Annotated in this window: 21 protein-coding genes; 12 read left to right on the forward strand and 9 right to left on the reverse strand. The window is 68.1% G+C overall.

Annotated features, from left to right (window positions below):
• The first annotated feature begins 79 nt into the window (after nt 1-79).
• Both ABZ851_RS09035 and hutH read left to right on the forward strand, forming a co-directional pair.
• Nucleotides 80-1,216: a GGDEF domain-containing protein gene (locus ABZ851_RS09035; RefSeq protein WP_361124915.1), complete on the forward strand. Its 1,137-nt coding sequence runs from the start codon at nt 80-82 to the stop codon at nt 1,214-1,216.
• A 107-nt stretch (nt 1,217-1,323) separates the two neighbouring features.
• On the forward strand, nt 1,324-2,868 hold the full coding sequence (gene hutH / locus ABZ851_RS09040; RefSeq protein WP_361124226.1) for a histidine ammonia-lyase: 1,545 nt from the start codon (nt 1,324-1,326) through the stop codon (nt 2,866-2,868).
• Nucleotides 2,869-3,029: 161 nt separating this feature from the next.
• Here hutH and ABZ851_RS09045 read toward each other — a convergent pair whose 3' ends face one another.
• A complete protein-coding gene (locus tag ABZ851_RS09045) occupies nt 3,030-3,458 on the reverse strand; it encodes a hypothetical protein (protein WP_361124228.1) in 429 nt (142 codons plus the stop codon).
• Nucleotides 3,459-3,567: 109 nt separating this feature from the next.
• Here ABZ851_RS09045 and ABZ851_RS09050 point away from each other — a divergent pair, with 109 nt between their 5' ends.
• The 3 genes from ABZ851_RS09050 (at nt 3,568) to ABZ851_RS09060 (ending at nt 7,249) form a co-directional block, all read left to right on the forward strand.
• Complete coding sequence (locus tag ABZ851_RS09050) at nt 3,568-3,906, forward strand: hypothetical protein (RefSeq protein WP_336049785.1); 339 nt, start codon at nt 3,568-3,570, stop codon at nt 3,904-3,906.
• A gap of 362 nt (nt 3,907-4,268) precedes the next feature.
• Nucleotides 4,269-5,543: an Ig-like domain-containing protein gene (locus ABZ851_RS09055; protein WP_361124231.1), complete on the forward strand. Its 1,275-nt coding sequence runs from the start codon at nt 4,269-4,271 to the stop codon at nt 5,541-5,543.
• A 290-nt stretch (nt 5,544-5,833) separates the two neighbouring features.
• Nucleotides 5,834-7,249, forward strand: a complete 1,416-nt coding sequence (locus ABZ851_RS09060; protein ID WP_361124233.1) for a DUF2786 domain-containing protein — start codon at nt 5,834-5,836, stop codon at nt 7,247-7,249.
• 89 nt (nt 7,250-7,338) lie between these two features.
• Here ABZ851_RS09060 and ABZ851_RS09065 read toward each other — a convergent pair whose 3' ends face one another.
• Together ABZ851_RS09065 and ABZ851_RS09070 are read right to left on the reverse strand one after the other, a co-directional pair.
• A complete protein-coding gene (locus tag ABZ851_RS09065; protein WP_361124235.1) occupies nt 7,339-7,977 on the reverse strand; it encodes a response regulator transcription factor in 639 nt (212 codons plus the stop codon).
• Nucleotides 7,967-9,427, reverse strand: a complete 1,461-nt coding sequence (locus tag ABZ851_RS09070; RefSeq protein WP_361124237.1) for a sensor histidine kinase — start codon at nt 9,425-9,427, stop codon at nt 7,967-7,969. The genes ABZ851_RS09065 and ABZ851_RS09070 overlap by 11 nt, the downstream gene beginning before the upstream one ends.
• A 408-nt stretch (nt 9,428-9,835) precedes the next feature.
• Between ABZ851_RS09070 and ABZ851_RS09075 the strand changes: the two genes are divergently transcribed.
• Together ABZ851_RS09075 and ABZ851_RS09080 are read left to right on the forward strand one after the other, a co-directional pair.
• Nucleotides 9,836-10,387, forward strand: coding sequence for a hypothetical protein (locus ABZ851_RS09075; protein ID WP_361124239.1), 552 nt, complete (start codon nt 9,836-9,838; stop codon nt 10,385-10,387).
• A 263-nt stretch (nt 10,388-10,650) separates the two neighbouring features.
• On the forward strand, nt 10,651-12,492 hold the full coding sequence (locus ABZ851_RS09080) for a sulfatase (protein WP_361124241.1): 1,842 nt from the start codon (nt 10,651-10,653) through the stop codon (nt 12,490-12,492).
• 83 nt (nt 12,493-12,575) lie between these two features.
• Here ABZ851_RS09080 and ABZ851_RS09085 read toward each other — a convergent pair whose 3' ends face one another.
• Nucleotides 12,576-13,478: a phosphorothioated DNA-binding restriction endonuclease gene (locus tag ABZ851_RS09085; RefSeq protein WP_361124243.1), complete on the reverse strand. Its 903-nt coding sequence runs from the start codon at nt 13,476-13,478 to the stop codon at nt 12,576-12,578.
• Nucleotides 13,479-13,719: 241 nt separating this feature from the next.
• Nucleotides 13,720-14,931, reverse strand: a complete 1,212-nt coding sequence (mgt, locus tag ABZ851_RS09090; RefSeq protein WP_361124245.1) for a macrolide-inactivating glycosyltransferase — start codon at nt 14,929-14,931, stop codon at nt 13,720-13,722.
• 881 nt (nt 14,932-15,812) lie between these two features.
• Here mgt and ABZ851_RS09095 point away from each other — a divergent pair.
• The 3 genes from ABZ851_RS09095 (at nt 15,813) to ABZ851_RS09105 (ending at nt 17,990) form a co-directional block, all read left to right on the forward strand.
• The gene (locus ABZ851_RS09095) at nt 15,813-16,151 is read left to right on the forward strand and encodes a hypothetical protein (RefSeq protein ID WP_361124247.1); all 339 of its coding nucleotides are present in this window, start codon (nt 15,813-15,815) and stop codon (nt 16,149-16,151) included.
• 65 nt (nt 16,152-16,216) lie between these two features.
• The gene (locus ABZ851_RS09100) at nt 16,217-16,657 is read left to right on the forward strand and encodes a hypothetical protein (RefSeq protein ID WP_361124249.1); all 441 of its coding nucleotides are present in this window, start codon (nt 16,217-16,219) and stop codon (nt 16,655-16,657) included.
• 961 nt (nt 16,658-17,618) lie between these two features.
• The gene (locus ABZ851_RS09105; RefSeq protein ID WP_361124251.1) at nt 17,619-17,990 is read left to right on the forward strand and encodes a GIY-YIG nuclease family protein; all 372 of its coding nucleotides are present in this window, start codon (nt 17,619-17,621) and stop codon (nt 17,988-17,990) included.
• 344 nt (nt 17,991-18,334) lie between these two features.
• On the opposite strand, the gene ABZ851_RS09110 is transcribed toward ABZ851_RS09105, so the two are convergent.
• The 3 genes from ABZ851_RS09110 to ABZ851_RS09120 all read right to left on the reverse strand — a co-directional run bounded on the left by ABZ851_RS09110 (nt 18,335) and on the right by ABZ851_RS09120 (nt 21,790).
• Nucleotides 18,335-20,131 carry a DUF262 domain-containing protein gene (locus ABZ851_RS09110; RefSeq protein ID WP_361124253.1) on the reverse strand — a complete coding sequence of 599 codons (1,797 nt, stop codon included), beginning with the start codon at nt 20,129-20,131 and terminating at the stop codon, nt 18,335-18,337.
• 637 nt (nt 20,132-20,768) lie between these two features.
• Nucleotides 20,769-21,050 (reverse strand): hypothetical protein, encoded by a 282-nt coding sequence (locus ABZ851_RS09115; RefSeq protein WP_361124255.1) that lies wholly within the window; start codon nt 21,048-21,050, stop codon nt 20,769-20,771.
• A 515-nt stretch (nt 21,051-21,565) separates the two neighbouring features.
• Entirely contained in the window at nt 21,566-21,790 is a 225-nt protein-coding gene (locus tag ABZ851_RS09120; RefSeq protein ID WP_361124257.1) for a hypothetical protein, read from the reverse strand.
• A gap of 119 nt (nt 21,791-21,909) precedes the next feature.
• Between ABZ851_RS09120 and ABZ851_RS09125 the strand changes: the two genes are divergently transcribed.
• Together ABZ851_RS09125 and ABZ851_RS09130 are read left to right on the forward strand one after the other, a co-directional pair.
• Nucleotides 21,910-22,653, forward strand: coding sequence for an XRE family transcriptional regulator (locus tag ABZ851_RS09125; RefSeq protein WP_361124259.1), 744 nt, complete (start codon nt 21,910-21,912; stop codon nt 22,651-22,653).
• 2 nt (nt 22,654-22,655) lie between these two features.
• Complete coding sequence (locus tag ABZ851_RS09130; RefSeq protein WP_358451452.1) at nt 22,656-23,126, forward strand: NUDIX domain-containing protein; 471 nt, start codon at nt 22,656-22,658, stop codon at nt 23,124-23,126.
• 10 nt (nt 23,127-23,136) lie between these two features.
• Here the strand turns inward: ABZ851_RS09130 and msrA are convergent, their stop codons facing one another.
• Nucleotides 23,137-23,805, reverse strand: a complete 669-nt coding sequence (gene msrA, locus ABZ851_RS09135) for a peptide-methionine (S)-S-oxide reductase MsrA (protein ID WP_361124261.1) — start codon at nt 23,803-23,805, stop codon at nt 23,137-23,139.
• Between the last annotated feature and the right edge of the window lie 13 nt (nt 23,806-23,818).

The raw sequence follows: 23,818 nt of genomic DNA on the forward strand, positions 1-23,818 counted from the left end.
CACGGTGACGGAATGCGAGGATCCGGTGACGGGCGAGGGCGATGCGAGGCTGCGTGCCGTGGTGGAGCTGGCGCAGGCGATGGCGGCCGCGCATACACCGCGCGACTCGGCGCACGCCGCGGCGCAGGGAGTGCGCCAGGCCCTGGGGGGATCCTTCGCGGCGATCTCGAAGTGGGAGCGCGAGCTGGGCAAGCTGCGGGTGCTGGTCAACGTCGGTGAACTCGCCGCCGACGAGGAGGAGTTCCCGGACGACGAGAGCTACCCCGTCCACGAATTCCCGGAGATCGTCGGCTTCCTGCACGAGCAGTGGGCGGGCGGCGGCGAAGCCGGCGCCTGGGTGGAGACCGCCGAGGAGCCGCACGACGGCCCGGTGTCCGCGGCCGCGGCGCAGCGCCGGGACGAGGTCGCGGGTGAGGGCGGCGCCAACCCCCGGCGGGTGGCCGCACTGCGCCACCGCGGCCGGGGCTGCTGCGTGGTCGCGCCGATCGTGCTGCACGGCCGGGCGTGGGGCGAGCTGTATGTCGCGCGGCGCACGGGCGAGCCGGTCTTCGGCCGGCCGGACGCCGACTTCGCGAGCGTGCTCGCCGCGGTGACGGCGGCCGGGATCGCCCAGACCGAGCGGCTGGCGGAGGTCCGCCGGCTGGCCTTCACGGACTCCCTGACCGGCCTCGCCAACCGTCGTGCCGTCGATATGCGGCTGGACGAGGCGCTGGAGCTGCACCGCAGGGACGAGGTGGTGGTCAGCCTGGTGGTGTGCGACCTCAACGGGCTGAAGCGGGTGAACGACTCACGCGGCCATGCGGCCGGGGACCGGCTGCTGGAGCGCTTCGGCTCGGTGCTGTCCCTGTGCGGGGCGATGCTGCCGGGCATGCTGGCCGCCCGGCTCGGCGGTGATGAGTTCTGCCTGCTCGCGGTGGGCCCGCCGGCCGACGAGGTGGTCAAGGTGGCCGGTGAACTGTGCGACCGGGCGGGGGAGTTGGACCTCGGTGAAGGGGTGGCGGTCGGGGTCGCCTCGACCGGCGACCCGATCGGGCCGGTGCACAGCGCCCGCCGGCTCTTCCGGCTCGCCGACGCCGCGCAGTACAAGGCCAAGGCGGCGCGGTCGGGCGAGCCGGTGGTCGCCGGGCGGCACGGCGGCAAGGACGACCCCGTCGTCCGGCTCGCGGACGCCCCGGACCGGCGGCCGGGGCCGGAGCGCCGCCGCTTCCGGAGGTGAGTGCCGCCTCCCTGCGCAGACCCCGGGTGCTTCGCCTACGCCCCGTAAGGGGTGATCCCAAAACCCGGTGGTGACATCCGGCGATTCAGTCTCTAGGGTGCCTGAATATGGATATGCACACTGTGGTGCTGGGAACGTCCGGCACGACCGCACAGGACGTCATCGCGGTGGCCCGCGGCGCGGCCCGGATCGAGCTGTCCGAGGAGGCCCTTGCGGCCGTCGCCACCTCCCGCGCCTTCATCGACGAACTCGCCGCCAAGCCCGACCCCGTCTACGGCGTCTCCACCGGCTTCGGGGCCCTCGCCGTACGGCACATCAGCCCCGAGCTGCGCGTGCAGCTCCAGCGCAACATCGTGCGCTCGCACGCGGCCGGCATGGGCCCGCGGGTCGAGCGTGAGGTCGTCCGCGCGCTGATGTTCCTGCGGCTGAAGACGCTCGCCTCCGGGCATACCGGCGTGCGCCCGCTCGTCGTCGAGACCATGGCCGCCATACTCAACGCCGGCATCACGCCCGTCGTGCACGAATACGGCTCGCTCGGCTGCTCCGGTGACCTGGCGCCGCTGTCGCACTGTGCGCTGACGCTGATGGGCGAGGGCGACGCGGAGGGTCCGGACGGCGTCGTCCGGCCGGCCGGCGAACTGCTGGCCGCGCACGGCATCGAGCCCGTCGAACTGCGCGAGAAGGAGGGCCTGGCCCTCCTCAACGGCACCGACGGCATGCTCGGCATGCTCGTGATGGCCTGCGCCGATCTCGCCCGGCTGTTCACCTCGGCGGACATCACCGCGGCCCTCTCCCTGGAGGCGCTGCTCGGCACGGACAAGGTCCTCGCGCCCGAGCTGCACGCCATCCGCCCGCACCCCGGGCAGGCCGCCTCGGCGGGCAACATGGCCAAGGTGCTGGCGGGTTCCGGCTTCACCGGCCACCACCAGGACGACGCCCCGCGCGTCCAGGACGCCTACTCCATCCGCTGTGCCCCGCAGGTCGCCGGCGCCGGCCGGGACACCCTCGACCACGCCCGCCTGGTCGCCGACCGCGAGCTCGCCGCGGCCGTCGACAACCCCGTCGTCCTCCCGGACGGCCGGGTCGAGTCCAACGGCAACTTCCACGGCGCCCCGGTCGCCTACGTCCTGGACTTCCTGGCCATCGCCGCCGCCGACCTCGGCTCGATCGCCGAGCGCCGCACGGACCGGTTGCTGGACAAGAACCGTTCGCACGGACTGCCCGCCTTCCTGGCCGGGGACCCGGGCGTCGACTCCGGGCTGATGATCGCCCAGTACACCCAGGCCGCCCTGGTCAGCGAGCTGAAGCGGTTGGCCGCGCCCGCCTCGGTGGACTCCATCCCGTCCTCCGCCATGCAGGAGGACCACGTCTCGATGGGCTGGTCGGCGGCGCGCAAGCTGCGCACCGCGGTCGACAACCTGACCCGGATCATCGCCGTGGAGCTCTACGCGGCGACCCGTGCCATCGAGATGCGCGAGGGGCTGACGCCCGCCCCCGCCACCCGCGCCGTACTGGACGCGGTGCGCGCGGCCGGCGTCCAGGGCCCGGGCGAGGACCGTTTCCTGGCGCCGGACCTGGAGGGCGCGTATGCGTTCGTGCGGGCCGGGAAGCTGGTGGCGGCCGTGGAGTCGGTCACGGGCGAGCTGGCGTAACGACGGGGCGGGGCGCCCGCAACCCTTGCGGTGCCAGCCGCCGTTGGCGGGAGCCCGGGGGCCCTTAGGGGCGCTGTCCCCAGGGGGTCCGGCGGCTGGACGGACTCAATCATCTAGGGGGCCCAGGTCCCCGTCCCCAGGGGCTTCCCTGACCCTGTGGATCAGGCGGCGTCGTCGCGGGTGCGGCGGACGGAGTAGCTGACCAGCCCGGCGCCGAGCGCGAGGCAGGCGGCGCCGCCGATCACGTACGGCGTGGTGTCCGGGCTGCCGGTGTCGGCGAGGAGGTGCGGCCGGGCGCCGCTGGAGTCGCCGCCCGTGCCGGAGACCGTTCCGGTGCCCGTACCCGTCCCGGATCCGGTGCCCGTGCCGCTGTGGGGCGCGGTGGTCGTCGTGGAACCGCTGCCGGTGCCCGCCGCCCCGTCGCTCAGCCGGCCGGCCAGGCCGGGGCCGGCCGCGGCGGATGCCGCCCGCAGGCCGGAATCTGTCGCTCCGTCATGCCCCGCGCTCGCATTGGCGGACGGGACGAACCACAGGGCGAACAGTACCGATCCCGCGGCGGCGGCGGTCAGCAGTGGACGTCGTGCGGTCACGGAAGCGATCCCCCTTGTGGGTTCGGCGAATTGGCCGTTGACCTCAGATGTTAGTGACCGCCGCGGGTCGCGGGGAAGTCAGGACCCGTCCATGCCTAACCTCCGTGCTATGAGCAATGGTGAGACATCACGTTTTGTGCGCCTTCATGTGGAACTGATCATGGAGGTCACCGACGCCCCGCAGCTGACCGGCGCGGCCCTCGACCACATCAACGGCGATCCGTCGCTGCCCGACGAGGAACGCGGACAGTCCCAGGAGACGGTCAAGGAGGATCCGGCGGAGGCGCTGGCCCACCTGATCGACCCGTTCGACCTCGTCGCCTCCGTGCCGGGCACCGAACTGGCCCAGGCCTCGTGGAGCAGTGAGGAGCTGACCGACTACGACCCGGACGCCGAGTGGAACGCGGCGGAGTGGGATCTGGCGGACGACGCGGACGGGGAGGGCTGACCGCCGGCGCCTCGCTCCCTCCCGCCCGACCGACCAGGGCCCCCGTACGGCTGCGCGCTGTACGGGGGCCCGTGACGTCGGGCTCACGTGCATGGGGCCCGTGTGGGGGGCGGTGGGGCCGGCCGCGGTCCGGGGCGGTGTGGCAGGCAGCCCGACAGGTCCGACTTCGGAACGTGTGCACCGTGTGACCGATGTAAGGGCATAAGTGGCCTTCCCCACACTTCATGGAGGCATGGAACGGGCGAAACGGAAAAGGCGTTTAAATGGCGTCGGCCGGAATGCCTGCGTCCAGATATGCCTGCGTTCAGTTGGCAGCTCGCTCGGGGAACGATGCGAAATCCGTAGTAATGGAGATGCGTGTGATGACGGACAGCCAGCGCCGGAAGGGGCTGATAGCCAGCGCCACGCTGCTCGGGGGCGTACTCGCGCTTGCGGCGTGTGGCGGCAGCACGGCAGCTGACCAAGGCGACGGCGGCGGTGCTGACGGCACCCGGCACGAGAACACCCAGCAGGTGGACGAGGCGGCCGCGAAGGACGCCTCCCAAGCCAAGATCAAAATACTGCCGGAGGACGGCGCGACCGGTGCGGGCGTCAACGATGACGCCAAGGTCACGGTCAGTGCCGGAAAGCTCACCGGCGTCACCCTGACCGCGGTCGAGTCCAAGCAGCAGGTCGGCGGAACCCTCTCCGCCGACGGCACCTCCTGGAAGCCGGACAAGCCGCTGAACCGCTCGACGAAGTACAAGGTCACCGCGCATGCGGAGGACTCCCGCGGGCGCACGGCGGTGGAGAACTCCAGTTTCACCACCGTCGCCCCGGAGAACAGCTTCGTCGGGAACTTCACGCCGGAGAACGGCTCGACCGTCGGCGTCGGCATGCCGGTGTCGATCAACTTCGACAAGCCGGTCAAGAACAAGGCCGCCGTCCAGTCCGCGATCAAGGTCGCGTCGAGCAGCAATCAGCAGATCGTCGGCCACTGGTTCGGTGACAAGCGGCTGGACTTCCGCCCCCAGGAGTACTGGAAGGCGCACTCCAAGGTCACCCTGAAGCTCGGCCTCGACGGTGTCGAGGCGTCGCCGGGCGTCAAGGGCATCCAGAACAAGACCGTCAGCTTCAACGTCGGTCACTCGCAGGTCAGCACCGTCGACACCGCGGAACACGTGATGTACGTGGTGCGGGACGGCGAGCTCATCCAGACCATCCCGGTCTCGGCCGGCAGCGACGACCATGCGACCTACAACGGCCAGATGGTCATCTCCGAGCGGTTCGAGCAGACCCGGATGGACGGCTCGACCGTCGGCTTCAAGAAGAAGGACGGCAAGGGCGAGTACGACATCCCCGATGTGCCGCACGCCCAGCGCCTGTCGGACTCCGGCACCTTCATCCACGGCAACTACTGGGGCAAGGGTGTCTTCGGCAAGGCCAACACCAGCCACGGCTGCATCGGCCTGGAGGACGCCAAGGGTGCCAAGAACGCCAAGACGGCCGGCGCCTGGTTCTTCAACAACTCGCAGATCGGCGATGTCGTCGATGTCGTCAACTCCCCTGACCAGACCGTCAAGCCGGACAACGGTCTGAACGGCTGGAACATGGACTGGTCGCAGTGGGTGACCGGCAGCGCGGTGCCGGTGCAGTAGCCCGGTGTCAGGGCCGGTGCGGTGATGCCGCGGGTCAGGGCGGTAGCCCGCATGTGTGAGCATGCATGACTGCGCGTGACTTGTCGTGACCACCTGTGACCTTGCGCTGCTGCGCAGGACGGCCGGTGTGACTGCCGCCTGAAAAGACCGACGCCCGGTGGCGCCCCCGATCAGGGCGCCACCGGGCGTCGCGGCTTTGTACGGCCTGGCCGCCGACCGCCACCGGGACGCGGGCCGGGCCCCGGACCACCGGAACGTGGGCGCCAAGAAGCCCTCCGTACAGTGAGCGGGTGAGTGAGCGGGGAAGCCAAGGACGCGGGAGCAAGGCGCGCGGAAGCGAGGGGCGCCGAAGCGAGGAGCGCGGAAGCGCGGGACGCGGCGGGCCGTCACCGGCGGCCGCGGCCGGTGAACTGGTCGGGCAGGTGCTCGGCAGCGTCCGCTACGCGCCGGACGGTACGCAGGCCGAGGACGCCATCGAGGCGGGCGCCTCGATGCTGGCCGCGGCCGAGGCCGGCTGGGAGGCGGTGAGCGCGGCGGTGGTCGCCGCCGCCGTGACGGGCGTGCGGCAGTGCTGGGCGGGCGGCTGGCAGCCCGCCGACCTGGAGCGGATCGTCCGGCGTGACGCATCCGACGCCGCCGTGGTGGCCGTGGTCGTCGATGCCCTCGCGGCCGACGCGGCCCGGCCGCCGGCCGCGCGGACCGTCCGGGACACCCGCTGGGCCGAGCAGCTGCGGCAGCTCGGTGCCGAGGTCTGGTGGGCCTCCGATGCCGGCTACCTCGACGCACTGGCCGAGCGCCGCCGCGCCTCCCGCTTCGAGACCGCGTACGACGTACTGGCGGCCCTGCGCGCCCTCGCCCGGCTGCCCCGTATCACCCCGCTGCCGGCCCCGCCGCCGTCCGGCCGGGGAGACGCCCCCGCCGGCGCCGCCGCCGCACGTGCCCTGGGGCGGATCCGCGGGCTGCTCGCCAAGGCCGAGGCGACCGACTACGCCGAGGAGGCGGAGGCGCTGTCCGCCAAGGCGCAGGAGCTGATGGCCCGGCACAGCATCGACGAGGCGCTGCTCGACAGCGCCGCCGCGCCGGGCGGGCAGACCGGCGGCCCCTCCGCGGTCCGTATCGGCATCGAGGGCCCGTACGAACAGGCCAAGGCGCTGTTGCTCGACGCGGTGGCGGCCGCCAACCGCTGCCAGGCCGTCTGGGCCGCCGACGTCGGCTTCTCCACCCTCGTCGGCTTCGCGCCGGACCTGGAGGCGGCCGAGATGCTCTACACCTCGCTGCTGCTCCAGGCCACGGCCGCGATGCACCGCGCGGGTGACGACCACCATCGAGCGCTCAAGCGGCAGGGGCAGGACCGAGCTCCCAAGGAACGGGCCGGGGCCTCCCCGCCCCGTGGCCGCTCCCGCCGCACCCGGGACTTCCGCCAGGCCTTCCTCGTCGCCTACGCCGACCGCATCCGCGACCGGCTCGGGGCGGCCACCGCCGCCGCCACGGCCGCCGCCACCGCCGAGTCCGCCGAAGCGGCCCCCGGCCTCCTCCCGGTCCTCGCCGCCCGTGAACGCGCCGTGGCACGGACCACCGGCGCCCTCTTCCCCGACACCGCCCCGGTCCGCCTCCGCGGCGTACGCGACGCGGACGGCTGGCACCAGGGCAGAGCGGCAGCGGACCGGGCACGACTGGGCGAGGGGAGCGGGGCGGGGGAGGGCTGAGCCCGCGGCCCTGACCGACGCACGTGTGCGGCCCTGGCCACGCACGTGTGCGGCCCTGACCCACGCAGACGTGACGCCGGCAACCCGTGTCACGCCAGCAACCCGCGCTCCAGAGCCGTGATCACGGCCGCCGTGCGGTCCGACACCTCCAGCTTCTTGAACGCGCGCAGGAGGTGCGTCTTCACCGTGGCCTCACCGATGAACAGCTCCCGGCCGATGTCGGCATTGGTCAGTCCCTGGCTGACCAGCCGCAGGACCTCGCACTCCCGGGCGGACAGCGGCGTCGGCTCCACCGCCCGCGCCCGGAACAGCTTGGTGGCCAGCGACGGGGTCAGCACGGTCCCCCCGCGCGCCGCACCGTGCACGGCCTCGATCAGCTCGGCCCGGGAACTCCCCTTGAGGAGATAGCCGGCCGCGCCCGCCTCCACGGCCCGCAGGATGTCGGAGTCGTCCTCGTAGGTGGTGACGATGACCACCTTGCTGCGCGGCGCCTGCCGGAGGATGTGCCCCGTGGCGGCGACCCCGTCCATCCCGCCCATCCGCAGATCGAGCAGCACGACGTCCGGCAGCAGCCGGGTCGCCAGCGTCACGGCTTCCTCGCCGGAGCCCGCCTGCCCCACCACCTCGATGCCCGGATCGGACTCCAGGATCGCGCACAGGCCCTCGCGGACGACGGGATGATCGTCGGCGAGCAGCACCCGCACCGCGACCGTGTCCTCAGCGCTCATCATCCGCCGCCTTCGCGCGAGGGCCCGCCTTCACCCGATGCCCCGCCTTCACCCGATGCCCCGCCGCAGCCGGCGCCGTCGTCCGGTCCGCGGTCTCGTCCACGGCCGGCGCCGTCGTCCGGTCCGCGGTCTCGTCCACCGTCCCGTCCGCGGTCTCCTCCAAGGGCACTGTCACCTCGACGGTGGTGCCCACCCCCGGCTCGCTCATCACGTCCAGTACGCCACCGGTCTGTGCCACCCGCGCCGCCATGCCCCGCAGCCCGAAGCCACCGCCGTCGCCCTGGCCCTGTCCCGGCGCCCCGCGCACCTGTTCCCTCCCGGCCACTCCCGCTGCCGTTGCCACTCCCGCCCCCGCCCCCGCGTTCGCATCGAACCCCTTGCCGTCATCGGCCACACGGAGCACGACCTGCCCCGCGCCGTACCGGAGCGTCAGCTCCACCGCGCGGGCATCGGCGTGCTTGCGCACATTCGCCCCGGCCTCCTGCGCGGCACGCAGCAGTACGACATTGACCGCCATCGGCAGCGGCCGCTCATTGCCCTCGACGGCGAACCGCACCAGCAGCCCGCTCTCCGCGGTCAGTCCGTCCGCCTGCCGCCGCAGCGCCTGCGCCAAGGAGCTCTCCCGCAGGGTCGCAGGCGTCCGGTCGGCCACGAAAGCGCGCGCCTCGACCAGGCTCTCCTTGGCCACCCGCCCGACCAGCGCGAGGTGTTTCCGGGCGACGGCGGGGGCACCCTCCACCTCCGAATCCGCGGCCTGCACCAGGCTGATGATGCTGGTCAGGCTCTGCGCGAGGGTGTCATGGATCTCCCGTGCCAGCCGCTCGCGTTCGGCGAAGATCCCGGCCTGGTGCGACAGGCGGGCCACCTGCTCGCGGTTCTGCCGCAGCTCCTCGATGAGTTCGGCGTGCTCCTTGTTCTGCCGTACCACCCGCTTGATCCACAGCCCGAGGATTACCGACAGGGCGATCCCGAGCAGCGAAGCCAGCAGCACGAACATCACGACAGGTCCCGCGGTGCCGCCGCGCAGCCACAGCACCGTCACGGGGACGAGGTTGCCGAGGACGCCGGCCACCAGCGCCGGTCTGGTCGCCAGGCTCATCATCAGCATCGGAATGAGGCCGAACAGGGCGAACGAACTCATCAGATCGACGGCGGTGGCGCTCCCGAACAGCACGAAGAGCCCGACGGGAAAGATGACGTTCCGCCGGTCGGTCTCGTGACGCAGCATCAACGGCCGCCCGATGCCCGCATACCAGGGCACGATCAGCGTCAGCGCGGCGATGGCGACCACCCGACCGCCCTGCGGGACCCCGGAGGCCCCGGAGCCCGCGGGGTCCCCGGAGGCGAACACCAGCCCCGTGGTGACCAGATAGCAGATCACGAAGTAGCTGTCCCACAGCCCGAACCACCGCACCCGCGCCTCGGGCGCGCGCCGCGCCTCAGCCGTCACCGTGTCTCCCTGGATACCACCGTGTCCCCCTGAATATGAGCGCCCCGCACCTGAGAGAGCGAGTGGGGCCGCGCGCCCAGTCCTATCACCCTCCTCCGCGGCGCCGCGCTGTCCACCGACCGGTGGACAGCCGAATCCACCGGTCGGTCGTTCCCCGTCAACCTCGCCGCCCCATAACGTCGTTGACGGCCCTCACGGCCTCGAAGAAGACCCCGGAAGAAACCCCGGAAGAAACCCCGGAAGGAAACCCGGACAAGACTCAGGGAAAGCCCCAGGGAAATCCCCAGGGCAAAACTCCGGACAAGGGAATCCGCCAACCGCCGGAACTCCCGCACGGGGAACTCTCCGAACCGCAGCGCACCCACCCGGCAAGACCATTCGCAGCACCGCAGAAAGGCCCGGATTTCCATGGACCACCTGAGTCAGTTCGCCACTGCACTCATCGCCAGTGTCACCATCCTCACCATCATCCTGGCGACCGACCTGGGCCGTCGCCGGGTCACCAACATGCGCATGCTGCGCTCCGTGCTAGCGGTCGCCGTCGTCATTGCGCTCTTTGTGCACTCCCTGCCGACGTCCGGGAACGCACCTTCGTTTCAGCTCATAGGCTGTGGCGTGGGCGTGATCTGCGGCCTGATCGCCGGCGTACTCCTCCCCGCCCACCGCGGCAGTGACGGCCAGATCTACACCACCGGCGGATTCGGTTACGCCCTGGTCTGGATCGTCCTTTCCACCGCCCGCGTCCTTTTCGCTTACGGTGCCGAGCACTGGTTCGCCGAAGGCCTGGTCCGCTTCAGCATCGAAAACCAGCTCAGTGGCCCCGATGTCTACGCCAATGCCTTTGTCTTCATGTCACTTGCCATGGTTGTCACCCGGACCGCGGTCCTCGTGACAAAGCGCCGCCGCCTCCGTCACGCGGTCGCCGGCCAGACGGCCACGGAGCAGCCGGCCGCGGTCTGACGGCTCACCGTCCACCGGCCGGCGCCATCGGCCTACGCCACGGACCGGAGCCGCGGGGGAGGGGAGAGGGAAGGGCCGGGCCGATCGGGGGACGGCCCGGCCCTCCCTCTCCCCTCCTCGCCTCCCCTCCCGCGTCCTCCTGCGCCGTATGGCCGCCCGATTGAACACACGCCTCCGGCCGCCCGTACAGATAGCGACGGCGCCGACCTCCCGAGTCCGGTCCGCCGCGCCACCACCGGGCCTCGCACGGAAGGACCTTCGGGTTGTCGCACTTCACGCGCTCTGACCAGCCGACACAGGAGAAGCAGGCGCCACCGGCCGGGGACTTGCCCCAGGACGGCCCCAACGGTCCGGCGGAGCACGCGCCGGATGCCCCGGACACTGACCGCGACGCCGCCCCGAATGCGCCCACAGTCCGCGCCGCCCCCCTCCCGGACCGCGGCTGGCGCGACCGCCACCCGGCCCTGGCGCGGACAGCGGCGTGGACGACCACCGCCCTGGCCGCCGCGCTGGTGCTCGTCACCCTCCTGCTGCCGAACGACCCGAACCGCCTCACACCCGCCGAATTCATCCGCATACCGGTAGAAGGGATAACCGGCGCCGCCCTGCTGCTCCTCCTGCCGCAGACGGCGCGGCGGGTGGCCGCGGTGCTCGCGGGAGTCGTGCTCGGCCTGCTGACCCTCCTGGACCTCCTCGACATCGGCTTCATCGAGGTGCTGGGCCGGGGGTTCAACGTGGTGTTCGACTGGGTCCTGCTCGGCGACGGCGCCTCCTTCCTCCAGGACTCCATAGGCCGCACGGGCACGATCGGAGTCGAGATCGCGGCCGTACTCCTCGTCCTCGCCCTGCTCGTCCTCCCCGCACTGGCGGTCGTGCGGCTCAGCAACCTCATGGCCCGGCACGCCACCAGGGCGGCCGGCACCACCCTCGTCCTCGGCACCGCCTGGGTCCTCTCCGCGGCCCTCGGCCTGCAGATCGCCGGTGCGCCGGTCGCCTCCCGCAGCACCTCCGACCTCGTCCAGGCCCGCATGGACGGCGTGAGTGCGACCCTCAAGGACGAGCGGGCATTCGCCAAGGAAGCCGCGAGCGACCCCTACCACCACACACCGGGAAACCGGCTGCTGCCCGCGCTGCGTGGCAAGGACGTCATCTTCACCTTCATCGAGAGCTACGGACGCAGCGCGGTCCAGGACAAGCTGATGGCCCCGGGCGTCGACGCCACGCTCGCCAAGGGGACCGAACGGCTGCGGGCGGCCGGCTACTCCGCCCGCAGCGGCTGGCTCACCTCGGCGACGTACGGCGGCAGCAGCTGGCTGGGCCACTCCACCTTCCTGTCCGGCCTGTGGATCGACAACCAGCAGCGCTACCGCACCGTCACCGCGGGCGATCACCTGACCCTCACCAGCGCCTTCAAACGCACCGGCGCCTGGCGCACCGTCGGCATCATGCCCGGCGTCACCAAGAGCTGGCCGGAGGCCAAGTTCTACGGCCTCGACCACGTCTACGACTCCCGGGAACTCGGCTACAAGGGCCCCAAGTTCAGCTGGTCGACGATGCCCGACCAGTACAGCCTCGCCGCCTTCGAGCGCCTGGAGCACGGCAAACCGCACCACAAGCCCCTGATGTCCGAGATCATCCTGACCTCCAGCCACAACCCCTGGGCGCCCCTCCCCAAGACGCTCGGCTGGGACAAGGTCGGCGACGGCTCCGTCTACAACAGCATCGAGAAGGCCGGCAAGCGTCCCGTGGACGTGTGGCAGCAGACCGACAAGGTGCGCACCGAGTACGGCAAGTCCATCCAGTACTCCCTGAACAGCCTCATCTCGTACGTCGAGAAGTACGGCAACAAGAACACCGTGCTGGTCTTCCTCGGCGACCACCAGCCCGTCGCCAAGGTCTCCGGCGACCACGCCAGCAGGGACGTCCCGGTGGCGATCGTCGCCCACGACCCCGACGTCCTGAAGCGCATCTCCGACTGGCACTGGACTCCGAGCCTCAACCCCGGCCACAAAGCTCCGGTCTGGCGGATGGACACCTTCCGCGACCGCTTCCTGAAGGCCTACGGCTCACACCCCGGCCCCGCCACACCTCCGGCCACCCACTGACCGCCGATGCACACACCCCGCACACACCCCGCACGCACCCCCGACACACCCGGACACATCCGGACGCACCCGGGCCGCAGCCCTCACACGCACTCCGGCACCCGGGGCTCACCACGGAACACCTGCGCGGTATGCCAGGTGATGTAAGCGGGGGCGACCTGTGCACTGCCCCGCTGCGGCCCGATGACGGCCTGTCCGGAGAGGCCGAGTACCTGCTCGCGCGCCGCCCGGCTGGGCCCGGTGAACTCCTGGGAGACCGTGATCCGCCGACCGGGATCCAGGCCCAGCACCCCTCTGTCGAACAGCTTGTGGTGCAGTGAGCACAGGCACAGACAGTTGGCGAGTTCATCGGGTCCGCGAAAGGCCCACCATTGGACGTGGGCGGCCTCCAGTCCGACCGGCACCCGGCCGATCGAACCGTCGAAGCCGCAGAAAGCGCACCGGTACTCATAGGCGATGAGCACCCGCCCGCGCAGCTCGGCCGCCCGCCGGCGCCCCGGGACCGGCCCGGAGGCGACCCGTATGCCCTCCGCCGCCTCCAGGTCGAGCCCGACGGCCGCGGCGATGTCCGGGTGAGCCGACGGCGGGAAGTGCCGGTCCAGCAGCAGTTGGGCCAACTGGCCGAGCAGCGCCGGATCGTCGGCCAGCGCGCCGCGCAGCCCAGCGGCCAGCTGCCCCCGCGCCCCGCTCTCCCGCAGCGCCCGCACCCCTGCCCCCGGACTGCCGTCCCCGCTGTCGGTACGCACCTCCCACACCCCGTCACTGACGAGATGGTGGAACGGATAGGAGGGCGACGTCCGGTGCGTGGGGCCGTAATCCCGCAGCAGCTCGCTCAGATCGCGCTCGATCTCCGAGTAGCGCATCGGCTGCTGCGGCAACCGCTGGAACCGCCCCAGCGCATAGAGCATGAGCAGCGGCTTGTGCGGCGCCCGCGCTCCGTTCTGCGCCCACTGTCGCAGATTCCCCACCCGCTCCACCCAGTCCATGACAGGACTCTAGGCGTAGGGCCCGCGCCAACTCGCTTGAGGCTGAGGGGCCGTGGCAGCGGCCCACACCGGCCCGGACTACGAAGACGAAGACGGCTACGACTGCGACCCCGACCGCAGCTACGACTACGACTACGACCATGACTGCGGCTACGACGAAGGCGTACCACTCGGCCGACGACGAGCCTTCTCCACGACCTCGCGCACCGCATCGGTGACGAGCTGCGGCCGCCTGGCGCCCTCACCCCATGGGCAGTTCGGCCTCGATGAGGTCGGCCGCACGCCGGGTGCCGCCTTCGGCAGCCATCTCCCGCTGGATGGACGCGAGGCGGTCCCTCACCTCCGGGTCGTCGACGAGCGCGAGCACTGCCGCGCGGAGGGTGGCGGCGTCGGCCTCGTCCATCGGCACGTGACGGGCCACGCCGAGCCCCTGGAGCACGTCCGCGTTGCCGAACTGGTCGGCGGCCTGCGGGACGGCGACCATGGGCGTCGCGGTGGCCAGCCCCTCCTGGCTGCCACCCGCCCCGGCGTGCGTGATGAAGGCGTCCGCCTTCTTCAGGATCGCCAACTGCGGTACCCAGTCGCGCACTTCGACGTTCGCCGGAACCTCTCCGAGCTCATCGGCCGTGACGTGCTTGCCCACCTGGAGCACCACATGCCAGCCCGGCAGGTTGCCGAACGCCTTGACGCACTCGCCGTAGAAAGCGGGCTGCTTGGTGAAGGCCGAGCCGAGCGAGACCAGCAGCACCCGCTCGGCGTCCGCGGGCCGCTCCCAGTCGCCCTGCGCGGCGCGCTCGCCCTGGCAGGCACCGACGAACGAGTGCACCTTCTCATCGACCCGGTTGGCGTTCGGCTGCAGCGCCTTCGGGATGAGCACGATCGAGCGGCCGGGGCGGCCCACGAACGGGTCAGGATGCTGCGTGATTCCGTTCTCGGCAAGCCAATCGGTGAACTTCTCGTAGTACGCCCTGCCCCGCTCGGTCGCCTTGGGCTCCGCCCACATCGGCTCGGCCACCTCCTCCTCGTACCCCTCCCACGCGACCAGGTTCGGCGAGAGGGAGATCGCGGGCACGCCCCAGCGGTGAGCGAGGACACGCGCCGGGTACGAGGTGATGTCGTGCAGCACCAGGTCCGGCTCATCGCCTTGATACGCCGTGATGAGCTGCGGCAGCGCCTGGATCGCGTCGTCGAGGAACGGCTCGACGTTGTCGAGCAGCGTGCTCCCCCACGCCGACGGGTCGTCGTCGGGCGAAGGCAACGTGGTGCGGTACAGGACGGGCTCGGCGCCGGTCTCGCTCACTTTCTCCTCGAAGAGGTGCGGGATCGCGTACGTGACACGGTGCCCCCGGGCCACGAGCTCACGGACCACTTCGAGGCTCGGGTTCACATGCCCATGGGCGGCAATGGAGAACATGGCGATATGGGCCCGTCTGCGGGACTTCGGGTTCGTCATGCCCTCACGGTAAACGAGACGAGACGTCTCGTTCAACGTGTTTCCGGGCAAGCGCAACCAGGGCTGGCTACGAAGGAAGCGCAACGGAATCCGGACCACGGTGGCGTGAACGCCTGGGGGCACCGGTATGGCACCTCCGTCGCAACGGGGGATGATGGCATCGAGAGCGCGCCTACCGAGGGTGACGAGGCCGAGCCGGTCCCCGGCCGGAGCCACGGCTACCGGGCAGTTCACGTCCGCCCTGACGAGGGTGGCCCCATGCGGACGAAGGCTGCGTTGGTATCGATGACGTCGCACACCTCCGCCCCGGGGCGCCTGTCAAGGTATTCGATCTTTCAGGTAACCAGCTTGCGCAAGACCAGCTTAAGGGTGGCACAGCAGGAAAGGTTGTCGGCAACAGCTGTACCTGGCCCACTAGAAGTGAATGGGATACCTGGTGGAGCGACACAGTATGCGCTGCGCATCGGAAAGCAGGCGGAGCTCACCAAAACGCGCGAAGAGCTCTGTCTCGATCTGTCATTCGGCAGCCAATGACTGCTGGGTCGAACCCACCCAACCGGACGGCAGTCGTGCCGCTCTCGTGGCCGATCCACCGGGGAACCACGGGAAGGTTGGGCGATCGCGGTGCGCGGGCAAGACGAAGGCCCCGACCAACATTCCTGTTCAGGGGCCGTTTCGCTGTCTTGAGCTTGCAGAGGCTGGGGGGTTTGAACCCACGGTGACGTTGCCGCCACGACAGTTTTCAAGAGGTCGTGATTGCGGCCTTGATGCCGTTCCCGCCTGACATCGACGGAGGGGGGCGACGACCCAGTTCGGCAGGCGGGAAGTTGAATTAACAGCGGCCAGCTAACGATCAGTTGATGGCCTGTCATAATCGATCCATGACTGACCCTGAGCTGATGGCCGTGACCACTGGTGTGGCGTCGACACTCATCGCGGAGATGGTTCGCGGCGGTGCGGTCCGAGCCCGTGCCGCCCTTGTCGGCGTCTTCCGTCGAGCTCCTCAGCAGCAGGAGGGCGCCCTCCTCGCTCTAGCCCGAGGCGATGCAGATGCCCTGGCACAGGCTTTGGCCGTCTACGCCGGGCAGGACTCGGAAGCGTTGGAACGGCTGCGCGCGATGGCGGCGGTCGGCCCCACGATCCAGGTGCAGCGCAACGAAGGGTCAGAAACCTTCATTGGTGGAGACGTGATCGGCAACGTGACCATCAACGGGGGTTAGCGGCTGTGAAAGAGCCTAGCCGGATACAGATCAATAACGGGCCCGGCACGGTCATCGGTAGGGACGTGCACGGCAACATCACCGTGAACATCATCTCTTCTGACGCTGTGGCCTTCCCTTCATCGGACGAGGAGGCGAAGCAGAGCCCCGAACTCGACGAACAGCAGGTCAAAGAAGCGACCGAGGAGGGCGATGGGGTAGGCGCGTTAATTCTCGCCTTGGTGATCGGCGTTCCGATGGTCGGCTGGATCGCAGTCAAGGTGTTCGGGATTGTTCACAAGGTGGCGGCCGCGGTGGGCAACGCCCTCGACTGGGTGGCTCCAGCTATCGCGATTCTGGGCGGAGTAGTGGCGGTCATGGGGCTTGGCGTTCTCATTGATTCTTACGCGGCGAGATACCGAGCATGCCGTCAGCCCCCTGTGCTGTATAGCAGTGAAGCACAGCAACCGCTGCAGCCTCAGGCGGCTGTCGTCGACCCTGGCAAGCCAGTAGATCAGGCCGAGTGACCCCTGCAACCTTGCTGCATGTAGTTCGCATCGAGGGGCACTCAGTCCGACAACGCCTCCTGGATCACCTCAGCTGCCCAAGCTGAGAGCGCGACTTCGGCGCTTACCAACCGGAGAGGTTCCGCGGAGGCCGCCGCCGCTCTACCCAGACCTGACGTCCGCGGTGTAGCCGCCCGGCGAACATGAGGAAGCATCCCCTGGGGCAGGATTTCTCAAAGTGATCTTGACCGGCTCTTCTGATAGCTCCACGGCGCGGCCCTGCCAGTCGCTGATGTCGTATGGCCCTCCAACCACCGTCACCACCGCGTCCACGTACGTTTCGGCGGTCAGGACGATGCGTATGTCACCTCCTGCGGTACAGGACATCACAGTCCTGCCTGCCACGGTCTCGTCCGGGAGGAAGGTATCGGACAGCTCGAATGGAATCGTCTCCGGATCGGAGAAGTGGGGAGTGAGGTCCGTATTCTGCTCGGTGTCGAGGTCCGGATGCGGCCCACAGATACCCCCTGTCTGCCTGCAGTGGGCACGGTGCGTGCCGCCTCCTTCTGATTCGCGTCGGACAGCACGGCATAGAAGACCGCCGCAGCACACAGTAAGCAGAGCGGTCCCGCCCACTTCGATGCCCTCACTCCCACGGCTACATTGTCGGCGATGACGACTCAACTAGGCCATCGTTTACCATAGATGTACTTTCCAAGCTGATGTCACGCATCTGCGTAGCAAGAGGCGTTCTGTCAGCGTCGACCAGTAGCCTGCGACGGTCAGCCGTGGCACGCCTGGAGGCTTCGTGGAAGCTACCGCTCTCGTCAGTCCCGACCGATTGTGGTCGGCACAGGAGGTCTTGGTGTGTCCGAGCCCTGTCCCGGCGGCGGCAGGAGTCTACGGGTGGCACTTCCAGCAGCCGCCCTACCCAGAACTGGACGCCGGACGTCTGCTCTACGTCGGCATAGCGCCGCGATACATGGCCAACCGGACCAGTACCCAAAACCTACGCAAGCGGGTGCGCTACCACTACCGGGGCAACGCGGCCGGCTCGACGCTGCGGCTCACTCTCGGTTGTCTGCTCGGACTTGAGCTGCGCCGCGTGGGCAGCGGTAGGCGGATGACCTTCGGCAGGGCCGGCGAAGCCACCCTGAGCCAATGGATGGCGGACAACGCGCGAGTGTGCTGGATCGAACAAAACGAACCATGGACCTTGGAGTCACAGCTCATCTCACAACTCGACGTCCCGCTGAACCTCGACCAGAACCGCCACAACGATTTCCACAACCGCTTGAAGGAGCTACGGGCCCGAGCGCGCCAGCGAGCTCGGGAGCTGCCGATCAGCTCGTAGGCCGTCGGATGGATCGGCCGACGGTCGTTGCACCGCTCCCTGTCAATGCGGCCCCACGTGTGCAGCGCCCCTCAGCAGGGCTTCCCGAGCAGTGCCCAATGAGCAGTGAAAACGATTGCGCTCGTACCGGCCATTGTTGCCCCGGCCTGAGTTGTTTACGAGGTCGACGACTGGAGTGGCCGACGTCTCGGCTCAAGTCGCCTCCCCATGCATCCCCTACCAATCCGACGCGGGACTATGAGTTCAATTTCGGGGCGGCACGCGGGGCTGTGGGTTGTCGACCGGCGGACGGCGCTGATTGCTGCCACAATCGCGATGGGAAATCCGCTCCACTCGCCTACAAATTACGCTGCGGGAAACCTTCGGACCATATCGATCAAAGCGCTTCCTGTGACTTCTTCAGTCATCGGGCCATTTCGGACATAGAAGCTGCCGTCGTACATCACCGGCGAACTCGTGGCTGAAGGCTCCAGTTTCCACAGCACGTAATCGCGGTACCTGAAAGGCGAAAGGGTAGAGGCAAGAGAGTCGGCAAAGTGCTTTTCTAGCTTGGAGCTCTTAATTTTGCCCACAAGCCAGCGAAAATGTTCGTCGATGGTTCGCCCCATCGCTTCCATCTCGTGCTGGGTGCCGGTCACATGAAAGTGGTCGATCCGATATCCGTCTATCCCAGCAAGCCTCTTGATGGAGGCGGCATCATCCGCGTCATCGGCAACTCCGATGAAGATTACGCCCTTGGCGCCAGCTTTGACGTTTGCCATCGCTGATGCGATTTTCATGATTTTCGCAAAGCTGCCTTCGTCGAACTGTGAAGGATCCTTTACAGTGCAAAATCCTTGCTTCAGCTCAAAGAGGGACTCCTCCGTCAAGGCCATTCGAAGTGTTGACTCGAACCGCAATGCTTGTGCTTGAAGCTGCAATTCGTGTTCGTCGGTAGTGGGCTCGAATGCTGCCCTTAGGGAACCCTTTACAGCTTCAACGAGAGCGGTCTTACGGACGCTGCCCCAATTCCCGCCACCTGGCACACTTAGATCCTTGTCCCAAAACCCTTTCAACGCCTGCGCGAACAGCTCCTTGCTTTTGGGGACGAGCCGCTCATCGTGGAGAAGTTGCTCGACTGCAACGAATAGGGCATGAAAATGCCTGGGGACTCCACGCGGATTCTGCTGCGTCACCGTCCAAGTGAAATATGGTGCGCCGGCTGTATCTAGAGTCTCCTTAATTAGGTCGAGGGTCTCCATGAATCGGCGTTCAATTTCCCCCCTTCCTATCGTGAGTACTCGTGCCCTGATTGACATCGCCGAGGTTGATGATGCCGTGCGTTCTTCGCTGTAGGCGGCGTTCCGATATTCCGTTCCACTCGACGCGAAGGGGTGAATAATTAGATCGAGCAGGAGGTCGAGCACCAGTTCCTCATCGCGCGACTCACGGACGGCGTCGCGTGAAAGAATTCCATGCTTGACCCAAAAGATGTCGGCGTCGTAGATGCCGTAATCAAGATCTTTATTGGTAATGCTGATCTTTGGCATGTCTTGCAGGTTGACATAATCAGTCAGCGACGCATCTCCGCGAATCGCTGCGCTAATCCTTCGGACGAGACTCGCGATTTCGGCAGTAGAGCCTGCTTGGCGGATCTCTTGCAGGCTCAGATGGCGTCCGGATGAGTTGATGCGCCTGAAGACCTCATCAACAGAAGACTCGCTCGCCGAACGATAGGTGGAAACCGGAAGCTGATAGTTGGTGAGGTCTCTGCAGGCTGCCCGATCCCAGACAGGGAGTCGCTGGGTAAGTTGTCCGCTATCCTTCAAAAATTTTGTGTCGGCCAGAGTTTCGACATCGAAGTACTTCCCATTCACGGGGTATTGATTCTCAATGAATGAAAAGATGGCGTCAAGTCGCTGCAATCCATCAATAACCTCCAAGCGTGCGAACTCTTCGTAAGTCCCCTCAGCGAGAAGGATAAGGGGAATTGGAAGCCGCTTGAAGACCGAATCGATGAGCCGTTGTTTTTCGTCGACAGCCCAAACAAGCTTCCGTTGGTAACGGCGGTTTACAAGAAATCGATTCTTGATGTAATCGCTGTAGAGTTGCTGAAGGCTCTCGCCCTTAACCGAGAGTTCCGTGCTCTCCGATTGCGTCACGCTGGTCCCCTCCCTCGTTGCGGCATGCGTTGCTCGCGGCGATCCGTTGCCACAGTGTGTCATCGCACGACCACTCTTAGGCTACCGAGGGGAGCCCGTCCGGCACATACGAATGGACTGATGAACAGTGGAGTTCGCAAGCCAGACCTAGTTCCGCGAAGGCTCTGCGCCGTCTTGGGCCGTGCGAGGTAGACCGCCACGACAGAAGGCCACAGCGGTTGACACCCCCCCCATAAACGATCTGCCACACTGGATCCACCGTGCCTGTACCCGGAGTGCACGTAGCGGCTGCATGCGGCCGGCGAGGCGGCTCGTGCAGGACTGGGACGACGACGCTGAGTACCACGCGGCGGCGGCTGCTCATGGGGCGTGATCGCTATTGCGTTGGCGTGCGGTCTGATTCTGATCGGTGTCGCGCTCATTGAGGTGCTCGGTCTCTTCGGGGTGTCTAAAGTGTCGTCAATCGTCTCTGGCTGACATCCATAGCTGACATCAACGGCGGCGGACGGATGTAGACCTGAGCGGTTCAGTGCGGCCCCGGGGCGTACGGGGCAGCGGCGCCGGCAGACGGCCGGGTGAACTTACAACGCAGTGATCGTGAAGCGGCGCGCACAGCCCTTTCAGCAGCTTCGATTGCCTAAGCTCCAGCCCTTCGCCACCTGAGCGCTTCCTCTCGCGCTGCGTTGGCTAGAGCTAGCACGGCTTCCACAGGGAGCGACAGCGGGAGTACTCCCGAGACATCAGTTGTTGTCGATGCCATCGACATGACCACGGTCGTGTCGATGCCCGCCTCATCCATGGCGCCCTTCAGCTCCGTCGCAGCGTCCACCGCGCTTCGCCAGCCGGCCACGTAGTCCACTCCACGTACCCACATCCAGCCGTCCGGTTCCAGAGCCTCGCCGTCGAAGTTCGGATCCATCGGATCGTGCTGCACAGAACGTCACTCCCAGGAGCAGTAGTTGAATACCTGGGGCAGGCCCCCCGCCGGTCAACGGGCATGACTGCGGCCCCAGTACCATCGGCACCGGGGTCCGCGAGGGCTCCGGACCGGACCACCCCGGATGCTGTCCAGGCGAGGGGTGGTCCGGTCTCACATGTCTTGGGTCAGCCGTTGTCAGGGGTGCTGATGACGACAAGCGGCACGACTATCGCCGCTCAGAAGGCCACGATTAGAACGCTGAATAATCGCTGTCTCACAGGCACTCACCGTCCGTCGGCGTCATGCGCCAGAAGCGTGTGACGGTCTCGCGGTACCCGCGGTGCGAGGGGTGTTGGCCGGTATGAGAGAAGCCCAGTCGCGTGCGGTCTCGAACTCTTCCGAGGGGTCTGCTGCGGCGTCGCAGGACATGCACTCCAGCTCGTGCACCATCTCGGGGGCTTCCGGAGCGGTCTCCGGTCCCATCGTCCATCTGAGATAGCGGAAGACGGACCTGGTCACAGCCCGCTCCTGCTGTGAGCGTTGAGCTCGGCCACCCGCGAACTCAGATCGTCACAGGAACCGAGCGGACGTAGATCCTCCGGGCGCGCGTCCCATTCGATCCCGCCTTGGGGCGGCCGTAGTTGTACGTGTGACCACCTGAAGTCCATGACCCGGCCGACCCGGCCGCTCCTGGTGTCCAGCGTCAAAGTGCCCACCGCGGGGGCTTTCTTGTCGCTCATGCAAGGAGGATCACGGCGATGCCCAGGACGTAGGAACCTCGCCCAAAACCCATTTTGGGACGTCCCAGAGGAGGTAGAACGTCCCTAGCAACGTCCCAACTTCCAGGGAGAGACTGCGGATGCCGAACGAGAGGCTTCGAGCCGCCATGGCAGCCGGAGGGTGGACCCATGCCACCCTCGCAGCGAGGGCTCAGGTGGACCCCAAGTCCGTAGAGCGATGGGTCAACTTGGGTCGGACGCCTCGACGAGCGACGGCCCTGCTGGCGGCTGAGACGTTAGGAGAAGACGTGCATGCACTTTGGCCGGCGCTCAGGCAAGCACGCTCTGCCCGCGCTGTCAGCTCCGAGCTGGTCGCGTTGTACGGCCAGCGGGCGGACGTTCCCGTATCCACGTTCACGGACATGCTGGCGGAGGCCGGCGAGAACATCGACGTACTCGTCTACGCGGCGGTCTTCCTGCACGAGGGGTTCCCCCGCCTGAATGACCTGCTTCGCGAGCGCGCCGCCGAAGGGTGCTCGGTACGTATCGCATTGGGCGATGCGGAGAGCGCGAACGTGCGGCAGCGCGGCGAGGAGGAACGGTTCGGCCACGGCATCGAATCGCGATGCCGGCTAGCCCTCATGCACTACCGGCCGCTGCTCGGGGTACCCGGAATCGAGATCCGGACCCACGAGACCACGCTGTACAACTCCATCTACCGGGCGGACGATCAGCTCCTGGCCAATGCCCATGTCTGGGGAGTGAACGCCTACGGAGCACCCGTGTGGCACCTTCGTCGGAACGGGGATGGTGGAATCTTCGACACCTATGCCCAGAGCTTCGACGCGGTCTGGACGACGGCGAAGCCAGTACCCGAGGAGTGAACCTGTCGCGCACCGAGTATTACGATGATCCCGATGCCCCCGAGCCCAACAGTCTCGTCGTTGCCGCTTCAGCCGTGGTGACCGACGACGAGGGCCGCATCCTGCTCCAGCGACGCCGGGACAACGACCTCTGGGCCCTGCCCGGCGGCGGCATGGAGATGACCGACTCCCTTCCCGGCACCGCGGTCCGGGAGGTCAAGGAGGAGACCGGCCTTGATGTGGAGATCACGGGGCTCGTGGGGACGTACACCGATCCTCGTCACGTGATCGCTTACACGGACGGGGAGGTGCGGCGGCAGTTCAACGTGTGCTTCACCGCGCGCCTCGTCGGAGGGCAGCTCGCCATCTCGGACGAGTCCACGGAGCTGCGGTTCATCCACCCCGACGAGATCGGCGATCTCCCGATGCACCACACGCAGCAGCTCCGTATCCGGCACTTCCTGGAGCATCGGGAGCGCCCCTACCTGGGGTGACGCTCCCGAGTCAGTCCCCGGCCGGAGCCACGCCCACCGGGCAGCTCACGCCCGTCCCGCCGATCCCGCAGTACCCCGCCGGGTTTTTGTCCAAGTACTGCTGGTGGTATCCCTCTGCCGGATAGAAGGGCCGGGAGGCGTCGGCGGGGAGGATTTCGGTGGTGATGTCGGTGTAGCCGGAGTTGTGAAGGACCGTGCGGTAGGCGTCGCGGGAGGCTTCGGCGGCCTGTTGCTGGGCGGGGGAGTGGGTGTAGACGGCGGAGCGGTACTGGGTGCCCACGTCGTTGCCCTGGCGGAAGCCCTGGGTGGGGTCGTGGGACTCCCAGAAGAGCTTCAGCAGGGTGCCGTACGAGACGATCTTGGGGTCGTAGACGACGCGGACGGCCTCGGTGTGGCCGGTGTGGCCGCTGCAGACCTCTTCGTAGGTGGGGTTCGGGGTGTGTCCGCCCTGGTAGCCGACGAGGGTGGTCCAGACGCCCTCGGTCTGCCAGAACTTCCGCTCGGCGCCCCAGAAGCAGCCCAGGCCGAAGTCGGCGATCTCCAGGCCGTCCGGGTACGGGCCGAGCAGCGGGTTGCCCAGGACGGTGTGCCGGTCGGGGACGGTGAAGGCCCGCTCGGGGCGCCCTTCGAGCGCTTCGTCCGGCGTGGGGAGGTGGTTCTTGAAGCGGGAGAAGAGCATGTGATCAAGCTCC

Origin of the sequence: Streptomyces sp. NPDC047049 (assembly GCF_040643995.1) — a bacterium.
Lineage (GTDB): Bacteria > Actinomycetota > Actinomycetes > Streptomycetales > Streptomycetaceae > Streptomyces > Streptomyces mooreae.